This is a genomic window from Pseudomonas fluorescens (genome assembly GCF_040448305.1).
In the GTDB taxonomy this organism is placed as follows: Bacteria; Pseudomonadota; Gammaproteobacteria; order Pseudomonadales; family Pseudomonadaceae; genus Aquipseudomonas; species Aquipseudomonas fluorescens_BH.
In genome coordinates, this window is sequence record NZ_CP148752.1 from 4,700,405 (window position 1) to 4,714,034 (window position 13,630).

Genomic DNA, 13,630 nt, shown 5'->3' on the forward strand with positions numbered 1-13,630 from the left:
GGACTTAGCCCTTACGGAAATGCGGAATCACCTTCTCGCCAATGTTCTTCAGGGTTTCCAGTTGCGCCCACTGCGGCACAGTACCCATCTGGCAGATGAACAGGATTTCGTCGGCGCCGGCATCGATCAGGCGCTGCACGTAGCCGATGCAATCCTCGACGGTGCCGTAGGCGTGGTTCGGGTTCATCATCGCCATGGTCGGGTCGGAGAAGTCGACGCTGACTTCTTCCGAGGCGAAGCGCGACTTGATCACGCTCTGGCCGTTGCCATCGACGTAGGTGTCGTCTTTCCACTTCTCCGGGTCCGGACGCTCGCCACCGCCGTACCAGTAGCCCAGGGATTCCATGAAGTAACGCTGGCCACGGATACCGATGCGGCGCGCTTCTGCGTTGTCGTCCAGCACAATGGCCGGGCACAGCGCGGCGATGTGACGGTTAGGACGGAAGCCCACTTGCTTCTTCTCATCGCGGTTGTCGTAGGCCGTGTGATACACCTCGACCTTCTTGGCGATCTCTTCCGGGCCACCGAAGCCCAACACCAGTGCGCCCATGCCGCGACCGCCGGCATTTTTCAGCGACTCGGTGTTGGTGCATGCCAGGTACATCGGCGGGTGCGGATCCTGGTAAGGCTTTGGATGGATCGGGCGCTTGGGGATCTGCACGAAGTCGCCGTTGTGCTCGATCTCGTCCTGTACGAACATTTTCGGGATCAAGTACATCATCTCGTCGATCTGTGGCTGCAAGGTCGCCAGGTCGTAGCCGAAGGTGCCGGCTTCCTGCTGGGTGCCGCCCTTGCCCACGCCGAAGTGCACACGGCCCTTGGACAACAGGTCGAGGGTGGCGATGCGCTCGGCGACTTTCACCGGATGGTTCATCGCCGGCGGCAAGCAGACCACGCCGTGGCCGATGCCGATGCGCTCGGTTTTACCGGCCACGAACGCCAGCATGGTTTCCGGCGCGGACATGTGCGAGTAGTTGCTCAGCGCGGTGTGTTCCACGCACCAAAAGGTGTCGAAGCCAAGCTTGTCGGCCAGCACGGCCTGCTCAACGGTGTCTTCAAAAATCTTGCGGTCGCCTTCACGGCTGGAATCCACCGTCTGTGCTTCGTAAATCAGGGAAAATTTCATGGTTGATCCTTGTGCTTATTTGGATGCGCAGTCGGCGCCGTAGACCTTCGCCTTACCGTCAATGCTCGTGCATCGACGGGGCGCTCGAATCACGCAAACGGACTAGCCCGATTCAGTAAAAAAGTCAGAGGAAAAAGTCGCTGCTGTCCTGACCCATGCTGACCCCACCGAGGTTCCAGGCATACTTGGCCGGGCTGTTGGCGACGTGGGCGCGACCGGTGTGAATGTCGCGGAAGGCACGGTTGATCGGATGGCTGCGGAAGATCGTCGAAGCACCGCTGTTGAACATCAGGTCGCCAACGGCCTTGGCGCACTTGTCTGCCACCAGCGCCGAGTCGTAACGCATCTTCACCCGCTCGGGCATGCTCAACGGCTCACCCTTCTGCGCGCGCTCCAGCATCAGGGCGAAGTTGCGATGCAGCGCGGTCTTGCACTCGTCGACGCAGACCATGGCATTAGCCAGCGCCGCTTGCGCGGCCGGGTCCTGGACCATCTTGCGACCGTCATTGACCCCGACCCGGGCACGGTTGTGCTCGACAAACTGATCCACCGCGCCTTGCAGGGCACCGATAGCGGACGACGAAACCGCACGCACGAAAATCTGCCCGAACGGCAGGCGGAACAAGGGTGCAGTGTTCACCTCGTTGCCCGGACTGTTCTGCATGAAACCGTCCAGGGAGCGATGAGTGCGGTACTCGGGAACGAAAGCGTTTTCCACCAGAATGTCGTGGGAACCGGTGGCTTCCAGGCCCATGACGTTCCAGTTGTCGAGAATCTGGTAGTCGCTGCGCGGCACCAGGAACGTCCGATAATCCGGCACCCCGCCCGCCTCTGCCGGCGGCACCAGCGCACCGAGGAACGCCCAGTCGCAATGCTTGCTGCCGGAAGAAAAACCCCAGCGACCGCTCAACTTGAAGCCACCGTCGACCCGCTCGACCTTGCCCACCGGCATATAGGAAGAGGAGATCAACACGCTGGAGTCGCTACCCCAGACATCCTGGGCCGCGCGGTCGTCGAACAACGCCAGTTGCCAATTGTGGATCGCCACCACCCCCAGTACCCAGGCCGAGGACATGCAGCCTTCGGCAAGGGTCATCTGTACGTCGAAGAAATCCTTGGGCTCCAGTTCATAACCTTCCCAACGGGACGGTTGCAGGATGCGAAAGAACCCGGCGTCCTGGAAATCCTTCAGGGTTTCTTCAGGCAACTGGCCTGCTTGCGCGGCATTCAGGGCGCGTTCACGCAGGATCGGCACCAACTCACGGGCACGTTGGCTCAGACGCTGGCGAATCAGGTCTTGGTTGAGCATTTTTATTGTTCTCCTTTGTTCACCCCATCCGCCGGGGCGCGCGTGCAACGGGGCGGGTGTAGCGCCCCTACACTGGCATTCAAGCAATGCGCAACAGAGTGGACATCCCTCAAACGGACCATATGGTTTTGGGGGAACAGGTATCAGGGGGTGTATCTGAAAGGGATGTGTTGGTTGGCAGGCTGCCATCGCGAGCAGGCTCGCTCCCACCGGTACTCAGTACATCTGCAAGATTTCGGTCGGCCGTCGGGCCGCCATCGCGAGCAAGCTCGCTCCCACAGAAGAGCAAAAGCAGGTCAGCGTACGCCTTCGCTCTTCACCACTCATCAGGCCGAGCGTTAGCTCGCCTGCAGCTTTTGATCTTGATCCACCCGCCCCCTCGGGAGGCTGAGCGGAGGTGTTCATCCGGGGACTGGCGCGTAGCGCCGTTCGGCGCAGCCGAACTCATTGCATGTAGGTCTCGCGAAGCAGACCGGAGGGCAATGCCCCCGGATGAATACCGGAGTGAAGGAACCCCGAGCCTTGGCGAGGGGCCGGACGCTCGGGGCGAGCGCTTTTTTTGCTTACTTTTTTTGAGGCGCTTGTTAAAAAAAGTGAGTCGCCGTCAGGGCGAAACCATTAGCCGCCGTTACCGCAGAAACGGATATGTACTCAATCAACCCGACAGCCTGGTCGGCCCAGAGGCCGCCAAGGCCTAGTCCCCTCGGACGATGCCCCAGACCAGAGCCAGAGCAAGAATCCATCGCACTCCCCAACCAACAAAAAGGCCCAGTGCGATGAACGACGTCAATCTCAAAGCCGACATGCTCCAGGCCATGCGCCGCCTGGCCAAGTCAGTCACCATTATCAGCACCAGCAACGGCACCGAACGCTTCGCCATGGCCGCCACCGCGGTCGACTCCCTGAGCACCGAACCGCCATCGCTGCTGATCTGCGTCAACAAGACCGCCTCGCCCCACGCCGCACTGGCAACCGGCGCCGACTTCTGCGTCAACATCCTCGGCGTCGAACAACAAGACCTGGCCAACCTGTGCAGCGGCGCGATCAAGGGCGAAGCACGCTTCGACCGTGGCAACTGGCTGACCAGCCCCGGCGGCATTCCTTACCTGGGTGACGCACAGTCGGCAATCCTCTGCCGCCAGGACGGCCACTTCAGCTACGGCACCCACACCGTGTTCATCGGACGCATCCTGCAGATTCACACCACCGATGCCATCACCCCGCTGGTCTACCTCGACGGCAGCTACACCACCACCGCCAAACCCACTCCTTCCTTCGCTGTAGCCGGCTGAGGCCTGGACATGAACGGCGTGAACGGGTTGACGGCGTTGCGAGTGAACAGCGCCGACCAGTTGCCATGGGATGAGCGTTGCGATTTGCTGATCGTCGGGTTTGGCGGTGCCGGCGCCTGTGCCGCCATCGAAGCCAGCGCTCGTGGCCTGTCGGTGCTCGCACTGGATCGCTTCGAAGGCGGCGGCGCCACGGCACTCAGCGGTGGCGTGGTGTATGCCGGCGGCGGTACGCCGTATCAGCGTCAGGCTGGCTACGAAGACAGCAGCGAAGCCATGTTCAATTACCTGCGTCAGGAAGTCGGGGAGGCCGTCAGCGGCGAAACCCTAAAGCACTTCTGCGACGGCAGCCGCGAGCAACTGGCCTGGCTGGAGCGACAAGGCGCGGCGTTCGAGGCCAGCGTGCCGCCGCACAAAACCTCATACCCGAGTGACCAGTACTACCTCTATTACTCCGGCAACGAAGCCGTGCCGGCCTACGCCGCCAGCGCCAAGCCGGCGCCCCGTGGCCACCGCACCAAAGGCCCGGGCATGTCCGGCGCCAGCCTGTTCGCCCCGCTCAAGGCCAGTGCCTTGCGTCACGGCGCACGCCTGCGCAGCCAGTGCGAAGTGCGGCGCCTGGTGCTCGACCTCGACGACAAGGTCATCGGCGTCGAAGCCTGGCAACTGCCGTCGGGTAGCCGCGCCGCCAAACAACATGCGCGTCTGTCACGCTGGGCCGCGGCCATTCATATGTACGCCCCAGCGTTGGCCGACCGCTTGCGCGCCCGTCAGCGTCGCATCGAACAGACCAGCGCCATTCGCCAATTGATTCGCGCCGAACAGGCGGTGTTGCTGAGCAGCGGCGGCTTTATCTTCAATCGCGATCTGGTGCGCCAACACGCGCCGCAGTACCTGGCCGGTTTGCCGCTGGGCGCCACCGGGTGCAATGGCAGCGGCATCGCCTTGGGCCAGAGCGCCGGTGGCAGCGTGGCGCGGATGGACAAGGTCAGCGCCTGGCGTTTCATCAACCCGCCACTGGCCTGGGCCCGCGGGCTGATCGTCAATGCTCGCGGACAGCGATACGCCAACGAAGAAATCTACGGCGCGACCCTCGGCCACGCCATGGTCGAAGAACAGGATGGCCGCGCCATTCTGATTCTCAATCGGGCGCTGGTTCGAGAAGCACTCAGTCAGGTCGGCCCCGGCAAAGTCTGGAATTTCCAACGCCTGCCGGTGCTGCTCAATCTGCTGTTCAACGCCAAGCGCAGCAACAGCCTGGCCGGGTTGGCCAAACGCTGCAACCTGCCGCCCGAACTGCTGCGCCAAAGTGTCGAACGCTACTCCCGAGCAGCACGCGGTGAGGTCGCCGACGAGTTTGGCAAATCCGCCGCAATGCTCACCAACCTCGACCAAGGCCCGTGGTACGCCCTCGACCTGTCCTTCGACAGCAAACTCTTCCCCTGCCCGGTCATCACACTCGGCGGACTGAAGGTCTGCGAAGACAGCGGTCGGGTGCTGGACCACGCCGGCCAGCCAATAAACGGTCTCTACAGCGCCGGCCGCAATGCGGTCGGGGTCGCTTCCAACCTGTATGTCTCCGGCCTGTCCCTGGCCGACTGCATTTATTCCGGTCGCCGGGCTGCCGCCCACGTGGCCGACCAAATCGCACTTCAAACCGCACGATCAGGAGAACAACAATGCAACGTGTAGAAGGCAAAGTCTGCATCATCACCGGCGCCGCCAGCGGCATCGGTCGCGAAGACGCCCTGCTGCTGGCCCGCGAAGGTGCCAAAGTGGTACTGACCGACCTCAATGAAGAAGCCGGCCGTCAGGTCGCTGCGGAAATCGGCGCCAACGCGCTGTTCATCCGCCACGACATCGCCAGCGAAAGCGATTGGCAACAGGTGGTCAAAACCACCGTCGAACACTTCGGCCGTCTCGATGTGCTGGTCAACAACGCCGCGATCCTCGCCCTGGGAAGCATCGAAGACACCACCCTGGAGCTGTGGCAGAAGGTGCAGAAGATCAACGGCGAAGGCTACTTCCTCGGCTGCAAGTACGCGATCCAGGCCATGAAGGAAACCGGTGGCGGCTCGATCATCAACATGTCGTCAGTCGCGGCCTTGGGCGCGATGCCGATGTTCTGCGCTTACTCGGCGTCCAAAGGCGCGGTGGCGGCGATGACCCGTTCCATTGCGCTGCACTGCAAGCAGCAGGGCTACCGCATTCGCTGCAACAGCGTGCACCCGGATGGCGTGAACACGCCGATGACCCAGGCCCTGGCCGGTGGTCAGCCAATCCCGCAGGAAGCCCTCGACCAGGACCCGATGAACCGCATGGCCGCGCCACGGGACATTGCCAACGTGGTGCTGTTCCTCGCCGCCGACGAGTCGCGCTTCGTCAACGGTGCCGAGATCCGCGTCGACAACGCCCAACTGATCAGCGGGCTCTGAGGCCGAGGTGAACATGGGCACGCAACAACAGAACCTGACCCCGGCCGAACACACGACGGCAAGTGTCTCATTGCAAGTGTGCGCGGTGATCGACGAGACCGCCGATGCGCGCTCGCTGGTGCTGGACGTACCGCCAACCCTGCGTGAGCGCTTTCGCTACAAACCGGGCCAGTTCCTGAGTTTTCGCGTGCCCTTGGCCGGCAAACTGTTGACCCGCTGCTATTCCATGGCCAGCTCGCCCCTCGCGGACGCGCTGCCCAAGGTCACGGTGAAACGGGTCGACGGTGGCCGGGTGTCGAACTGGATGAACGAAGTGCAGGTCGGCGACTGGCTGGAAGTGCTGCCACCGGCCGGGCATTTCTGCCTGGACCCGCAGGCGGACACCGAAAAGCCCCTGGTCCTGTTCGGGGGCGGTTCGGGCATCACCCCGGTGTTTTCCATCCTCAAATCGGTGCTGCACAGCAGCCGGCGGCCGATCAAGTTGATCTACGCCAACCGCGATGAGGCGTCGGTGATTTTCAAGGACGAACTGTGCCAGTTGATCAAGGCGCATCCTGATCAACTGCACGTGGTGCACGTCCTCGATTCGGTGCAGGGTTTCCTGACGAACCATCAGGTCCGTCATCTGCTGCGCGGATCGGCCGGTGGCGACTACTTCATCTGCGGGCCTGGACCGTTCATGGACACCGTGGAGCGCACGCTGCTGGTACTGGGCGAAGCGGCCGAGCGCATCCATGTCGAACGTTTCGTCTCACCGCCGGACCCCGACGAACTATTGGCCGAAGAAGCCCTCGCCCGCGAGGCAGCGATGGGTTCGCAGTGCGAAGCGCTGATCGTCGAACTCGATGGCCAGCAACACGAAATTACCTGCCAGCCGGGCGACACCCTGCTGCAAAGTTGCAAGGCCGCCGGCCTGGATGTGCCGTCGTCCTGTGAAGAAGGTTTCTGCGGCGCGTGCATGTGTGTGGTCAAGGAAGGCGAAATCCAATTGGCGCGCAACGACGTGTTGAGCGCAAAAGAACTCGCGGACGGTTGGACACTGGCCTGCCAAAGCCGACCGACGGGTGCCCGGGTACGCCTGAAATTCCCGGATTGAAGATACGCATCCCCCTGTAGGAGCGAGCCTGCTCGCGATGGACGTCAACGATAATGCGCCCTGTCTGAATGACCGCATTCTCTGAGCGTTTTTCGCGAGCAGGCTCGCTCCTACAGTTGAAATGTGCCGGTCTTGAGATCTGTTGCTTAGTCTCATTGGACGATCACTCAGGTCCGGTCTGCGGTTAGACTCGGCCACAGCATTAGCCCACAACAATAAAGAGGTGCAGTTATGGCTCGTTTGCAGAATAAGGTCGCGGTGGTCACCGGCGGCGCTTCGGGGATCGGTCTGGCCTGCGTGCGCCGTTTCGCTGCCGAAGGCGCGCAAGTGGTCGGGCTGGACATCGGCAGCGCACCGGCAGACTTTCCCGGCCTGTTCATGACCCTGGACGTGCGCGACGAAGCGCAGGTGCAGCAGGTCATGCAAGAAGTCGTCAGCCGCTTCGGGCGCATCGACGTGCTGGTCAACGCCGCCGGCGTCGCCGACCAGGGCAGCGTGACCCAGACCACCACCGCCGCCTGGCAACGGGTGATGGACATCAACCTGACCGGCAGCATGCTCACCAGCAAATACGCGCTGGAATCGATGGTGTCGCAACGCGGCGGCTCGATCATCAACGTCGGTTCGATCTTCGGCCTGCAAGGCTGCGACGGCAACGTGGCCTACAACGTGTCCAAGGGCGGCATCAACCAGCTGACCCGCTCGATGGCCATCGACTACGGCTACGCCAACATTCGCGTCAACGGCCTGTGCCCGGGCCTGATCGAAACGCCGATGACCAGCATGGTCCGCGAAAATGAGGCGGTCCACGCGTTTTTCGCCTCGCAACACATGCTCAGCCGCTCCGGGCAACCGGAAGAAGTGGCCAACGTCGCGCTGTTCCTGGCGTCCGACGAAGCGTCCTTTGTCAGCGGCCAGATGATCGCCGTGGACGGTGGTTTTTCCGCCGGTCGCCGTTTCGCCCCACCCGCGCAGTAATTCGCAATCCGGCCGGGCGCCCTGCCCGGCCTACTCCCTTTTTCGCAACTGTCTTCTAACCGGGGAGGCCCCATGCCGCCTGTCGCCACCGCACTGACCATCGCTCAACTGTTCGCCAACGCGGCCCAGGCCTACGGCGACCGCCCGGCCATCGAGGACGCGGGCCACGTCATCAGCTACCGACAACTGGACCAACTGCGCCGCCAGGCTGCCCGCGCACTGCTGGCCCTCGACGTACAGGTCGGGGACCGCGTGGCGGTCTGGGCACCCAACGTGTGGGAATGGATTGTCGCCGCCGGTGCCCTGCAAAGTGTCGGCGCCGCCCTGGTGCCGCTCAATACCCGGATGAAAGGCAGCGAGGCCGGCTACATCCTGCGCGAAAGCGGCACCTGCGTGCTGTTTGCCATCGGCGAATTCCTCGGCGCGGACTACCCCGGCATGCTGGCGTCGGAAGACCTGCCTGAGCTGCGCCACATCGTCAGCGTGCGCGGTGCCAACTCAGGCACCCTGGCCTGGGAACGGTTTATGGACCTGGGGGTCGACGTGCCGCACCTGGCCTTGCGCACCCGCGAACAGAGCGTTGGCCCGCAGGCCTTGTCCGACGTGCTGTTCACCTCGGGCACCACCGGCAAACCCAAAGGCGTGATGACCAGCCACGGTCAGAACCTGCGCATCGTGCGCGACTGGAGCGATATCGTTGGCTTGCGCGAGAGCGATCGCTACCTGATCGTCAATCCGTTCTTCCACTCCTTCGGCTACAAGGCCGGTTGGCTGGCAGCGCTGATGCGTGGCTGCACCCTCCTGCCGCAACAAGTGTTCGACGTGCAGGCCGTGCTCGAATGCGTGCAGCGCGAACGCATCACCGTGTTGCCCGGGCCGCCGACGCTGTATCAATCGTTGCTGGCCCATCCGCAACGCAGTGAATTCGACCTGAGCTCCTTGCGCGTGGCGGTGACCGGGGCGGCGGCGATCCCGGTGGAGATGATCCACCGCATGCGCGACGAACTGGGCTTCGTCACCATCGTCACAGCGTATGGCCTGACGGAGGTCTGCGGTTTCGCCACGATCTGCCGCGCCGGCGACTCTGCGGAACTGGTCGCCAATACCAGTGGCCGGGCGATGCCGGGGGTAGAAGTACGTTGTGTCGGCAACAGCGGCCGCAGCCAGCCGGCGAACATTCCCGGTGAAGTGCAGATTCGCGGCTACAACCTGATGCAGGGTTATCTCAACAACCCCGAAGCCAGCCAGGAGATTCTCGACGCCGACGGCTGGCTGCACACCGGCGACATCGGCATGCTCGACGAACAGGGTTACCTGCGCATCACCGACCGCCTCAAGGACATGTTCATCACCGGTGGCTTCAATGTGTACCCGGCGGAGATCGAACAGTGTTTGCTGACCTATCCGGGCGTGGCCCAGGCAGCGGTGATCGGCATTCCCGATGAGCGCATGGGTGAAGTGGCGATGGCGTTCCTGCTGCCTGCTCCCGGGATGGAAATCGAACAGGCACGGTTCCTCGCCTGGTGCCGCGAGCAGATGGCCAACTACAAGGTTCCGCGCCGGGTGCAGGTGCTGCAAAGCATGCCGATCAATGCGGCGGGCAAAGTGACCAAGAATGTGTTGCGCGAGTGGGCACTGCAGCCCGCCGACTAAACGCAATCCCTGTAGGAGCGAGCCTGCTCGCGATAGCGGAGTGTCAGCCAACATCAATGCTGGATGTGCCGGCCTCATCGCGAGCAAGCTCACTCCCACAATGTTCGAAGGTGTTCACAGATTTCGCGTCCGACACAGTTCAACTGTGGGAGCGGGCTTGCCCGCGATGGCGGAGTGTCAGCCAACATCAATGCTGGATGTGCCGGCCTCATCGCGAGCAAGCTCGCTCCCACAGTGCTCGAGGGTGTCCTCAGATTTCGCGTCCGACACAGTTCAACTGTGGGAGCGGGCTTGCCCGCGATGGCGGAGTGTCAGCCAACATCAATGCTGGATGTGCCGGCCTCATCGCGAGCAAGCTCGCTCCCACAATGTTCGAAGGTGTTCACAGATTTCGCGTCCGACACAGTTCAACTGTGGGAGCGGGCTTGCCCGCGATGGCGGAGTGTCAGCCAACATCAATGCTGGATGTGCCGGCCTCATCGCGAGCAAGCTCGCTCCCACAGTGCTCGAGGGTGTCCTCAGACTTCGCGTCCGACACAGTTCAACTGTGGGAGCGGGCTTGCCCGCGATGGCGGAGTGTCAGCCAACATCAATGCTGGATGTGCCGGCCTCATCGCGAGCAAGCTCGCTCCCACAATGTTCGAAGGTGTTCACAGATTTCGCGTCCGACACAGTTCAACTGTGGGAGCGGGCTTGCCCGCGATGGCGGAGTGTCAGCCAACATCAATGCTGGATGTGCCGGCCTCATCGCGAGCAAGCTCGCTCCCACAGTGCTCGAGGGTGTCCTCAGACTTCGCGTCCGACACAGTTCAACTGTGGGAGCGGGCTTGCCCGCGATGGCGGAGTGTCAGCCAACATCAATGCTGGATGTGCCGGCCTCATCGCGAGCAAGCTCGCTCCCACAGGTTTTGTGTGTGCCGAGATGACGGAGTCAGACCACCCGCGCCGGATGTTGCTGGCGTGGATCACCGAGCATGGCGCGATGGGATGGCGGCTGGCGGCCTTCGGCTTCGCTGATGCCGTAACCAGGGGCGATTTCGGCGGTGATCAGGGTCTGCCCGGACAACGCCATCAACTGCGGATCATTGAGCAAGGCATGAATCACCCGCCCATTGAATTGCGGGGTTTCGGCGTGGGCCAGAAACGCCTGGTACTGCTCGCCATGCTGCTCGCCGGCAATTTTCGTGCGCTCAGTCAGTTGCGGGCCGAGCCACAGCGACAACGCCGCCACGCCCTGCCCTTCGAAATCGATCGCCATGTCGGCCGCCAGTTTGTCGACTCCAGCCTTTTGCGCGCCGTACGCTGGGCCATGCATGTAGCAGCCGGCACCGAACGACGAGGTAAAGCAAATCAACCCCTGGGCACTTTTCAGCAACAGCGGCGCGGCGTAGAAGCTGGCGATGTAGGCCGAGCGCAGACCGACGTCGAGAATGCGCACCAACTCCAGCGGCTTGGCCCAGAACGGTCCTGGCTCGATCAACCGGTCATGGATGAACGCGGCGTTGTTGACCAGCAAATCCAGATGCCCGCACTCATCTTCCACACGGGTAAACAGCGCCTGAACCTGCGCATCATCGGCGTGATCACAGACCACCGCGATACCGCGCCCGCCGGCTGCTGTGATTGCGGCGGCGGTGTCCTCCAGCGAGCCATGCAAGGCATGCCCGTACAAATTCGATCCGCCCTGCGTCGGGGCGCGGCCAGTGACGTACACGGTCATGCCGGCCGCCCCAAGGGCCAAGGCGATGCCCTGGCCCACTCCGCGACTGGCGCCGGTAACGACAGCGATCTGTTGACGTGGGTGATTCATTCGACACTCCCGAACAAGGTATTCGCCGAAGCGGTTTCGCTCTGGCGCTTGATGTGATTGGCGGCCAGGTAACCGAAGGTCATGGCCGGGCCGATGGTCGAACCGGCGCCCGGATAGGTGCGGCCCATCATCGAGGCGGCGCTGTTGCCGATGGCGTACAGGCCGTTGATCGGTTCTCCATCTTCGTGCAACACGCGAGCGTGCACGTCGGTCAGCAGGCCACCCTTGGTGCCGATGTCGCCGGCGTCGATGCGCACGGCGTAGAACGGCCCTTTGAGCAACGGCGCCAGGCACGGATTGGGTTGCACGTTGGGGTCGCCGTAGTAGCGGTCGAACAGCGATTCACCCTTGTGGAAATCCTCGTCGACGCCCTGCACGGCCATGCCGTTGAAGCGCTGCACGGTGCGCACCAGCCCGCCGGCGTCGACGCCGATTTTCGTCGCCAGTTCTTCCAGGCTCGAAGCCTTTTGAAAGTAATCACGCAAATGCTCGGGCAATTGCCAGTCGCGCTGGGCATAGCCCGGCAGCAAGGCGCCGCACGGGTATTTGCGGCGGAACTCGGCGTCGAACACCATCCAGCACGGCACACTCGCGGCACCTTCGCGGTTGTTGGCGTACATCGCGTAAACGATATCGGTATAGGGCGCGGCCTCGTTGACGAAACGCTCCCCCGCTGCGTTGACCATCACGCACCCCGGCAAAGTGCGTTCAACGAACAGCGCGCGCTGTTTTTCTTCGCCCTTGACGTAAGTGGTCGGCGCCCACCAGCTGTGTTCCATCAACGCGGTCCGCGCGCCAAGGGCCTGGCCGGCGCGAATGCCGTCGCCGGTATTGTTCGGCGGCGTGGCACTCCAGTTGGCCTGGGACGGCTGCGGCAGGTACTGCTCGCGCATCGCCTGATTACGCTCGAAACCACCGGCGGCGATGATCACCCCGTAGCGCGCCTTGACGTTGAGCAACTGACCGTTGCGATTGACCCGCGCCCCGCCGACCCGGTCGCCGACCAGCAGCAGCTCTTCGAGCGCACAGTTGAGCCACAGCGACTTGCCGCGATCCTGCAACGAACAGCGCAAGGCACCGATCAAGGCATTGCCCAGGGTCAGGAAACGGTCGCGACGGGACAAGCGCCGCCCCTCGCGATCACGCCAGTAGCGCCACATCACCCGCAGGGTCAGGCGCAACCAGCCGGGGCCGCGGCACAGCAACACTTGCGCCTCTTTCATGGTCATCGCCATGCGCCCCATCATCAGGGTGCCGGGGGACGGTGCGCGCATGCGCAAAAATTCTTCACCGAGTACGGCGGCATCGAACGGTTGCGGATCCATCGAGCGATAGCCCGGTTTGCCGCCCTCGACTTCCGGGTAGTAATCGGCGTAGCGCGGTTGCGCCTCGAAGCGCACGCGGGTGTGTTGTTCCAGGTACTCGACCATCTCCCGGCCGTGCTCGACATAGGCCTCGATGCGCCCGTCGTCGATCTCGCCGTGGGTCACCGCGCGGATGTAGGCAATCGCTTCGGCCGCCGAATCACTGCCGCCGATCGCGTTGATCCGGTGGTTGTTGGGGATCCAGATGCCGCCGCCGGACACCGCCGAGGTGCCGCCGTATTCGCCGCTCTTTTCGATCAGCAACGCATTCAGGCCCAAGTCGTGGGCGCGCAGCGCAGCGGTCATGCCCCCGGCTCCCGAGCCAATCACCAACACATCACAGCACTCGTCCCATTTGATCCCGGCAGCGTTCATGCGATCACCCTTGTTCAGCGCCCATCAGGCAGAAACCGCCACCGCCGGATCTTCGCCCGGTGCAGTCGGTCTCGGGATTGTTCGCCGCGCGCGCCGGGTGTTCATCGTCCGATAAGACTAAGGCCAGGCCTGCGGCCGCCCCGTACAAATCGCTTAGTCCGCTTGGACGATGTTGCGCGCAAGTCGTGACTCCAT

Annotated in this window: 10 protein-coding genes; 6 read left to right on the forward strand and 4 right to left on the reverse strand. The window is 63.0% G+C overall.

The annotated features are described in order from the left end of the window. Window positions 1-4: 4 nt before the first annotated feature. Together WHX55_RS21315 and WHX55_RS21320 are read right to left on the reverse strand one after the other, a co-directional pair. Complete coding sequence (locus tag WHX55_RS21315; protein WP_056722369.1) at window positions 5-1,126, reverse strand: LLM class flavin-dependent oxidoreductase; 1,122 nt, start codon at window positions 1,124-1,126, stop codon at window positions 5-7. A 124-nt stretch (window positions 1,127-1,250) separates the two neighbouring features. After that, window positions 1,251-2,435: a flavin-dependent monooxygenase gene (locus WHX55_RS21320; RefSeq protein ID WP_353741248.1), complete on the reverse strand. Its 1,185-nt coding sequence runs from the start codon at window positions 2,433-2,435 to the stop codon at window positions 1,251-1,253. A gap of 776 nt (window positions 2,436-3,211) precedes the next feature. On the opposite strand from WHX55_RS21320, the gene WHX55_RS21325 reads away from it, so the two are divergent. The 6 genes from WHX55_RS21325 to WHX55_RS21350 all read left to right on the forward strand — a co-directional run bounded on the left by WHX55_RS21325 (window position 3,212) and on the right by WHX55_RS21350 (window position 9,886). Beyond that, window positions 3,212-3,727 carry a flavin reductase family protein gene (locus tag WHX55_RS21325; protein ID WP_150725857.1) on the forward strand — a complete coding sequence of 172 codons (516 nt, stop codon included), beginning with the start codon at window positions 3,212-3,214 and terminating at the stop codon, window positions 3,725-3,727. A gap of 9 nt (window positions 3,728-3,736) precedes the next feature. Further along, entirely contained in the window at window positions 3,737-5,416 is a 1,680-nt protein-coding gene (locus WHX55_RS21330) for an FAD-binding protein (RefSeq protein ID WP_353741249.1), read from the forward strand. Beyond that, window positions 5,404-6,159: a glucose 1-dehydrogenase gene (locus WHX55_RS21335; protein WP_150759511.1), complete on the forward strand. Its 756-nt coding sequence runs from the start codon at window positions 5,404-5,406 to the stop codon at window positions 6,157-6,159. The genes WHX55_RS21330 and WHX55_RS21335 overlap by 13 nt, the downstream gene beginning before the upstream one ends. Window positions 6,160-6,172: 13 nt before the next feature. Beyond that, window positions 6,173-7,255, forward strand: coding sequence for a ferredoxin--NADP reductase (locus WHX55_RS21340; protein ID WP_353741250.1), 1,083 nt, complete (start codon window positions 6,173-6,175; stop codon window positions 7,253-7,255). A gap of 231 nt (window positions 7,256-7,486) precedes the next feature. Further along, the gene (locus WHX55_RS21345; protein ID WP_150759513.1) at window positions 7,487-8,233 is read left to right on the forward strand and encodes an SDR family oxidoreductase; all 747 of its coding nucleotides are present in this window, start codon (window positions 7,487-7,489) and stop codon (window positions 8,231-8,233) included. A gap of 72 nt (window positions 8,234-8,305) precedes the next feature. Beyond that, on the forward strand, window positions 8,306-9,886 hold the full coding sequence (locus tag WHX55_RS21350) for a FadD3 family acyl-CoA ligase (RefSeq protein ID WP_353741251.1): 1,581 nt from the start codon (window positions 8,306-8,308) through the stop codon (window positions 9,884-9,886). 931 nt (window positions 9,887-10,817) lie between these two features. Here the strand turns inward: WHX55_RS21350 and WHX55_RS21355 are convergent. Continuing rightward, window positions 10,818-11,696, reverse strand: coding sequence for an SDR family NAD(P)-dependent oxidoreductase (locus WHX55_RS21355; RefSeq protein ID WP_353741252.1), 879 nt, complete (start codon window positions 11,694-11,696; stop codon window positions 10,818-10,820). After that, window positions 11,693-13,435 carry an FAD-binding protein gene (locus tag WHX55_RS21360; RefSeq protein WP_353741253.1) on the reverse strand — a complete coding sequence of 581 codons (1,743 nt, stop codon included), beginning with the start codon at window positions 13,433-13,435 and terminating at the stop codon, window positions 11,693-11,695. The genes WHX55_RS21355 and WHX55_RS21360 overlap by 4 nt, the downstream gene beginning before the upstream one ends. Window positions 13,436-13,630 lie beyond the last annotated feature (195 nt).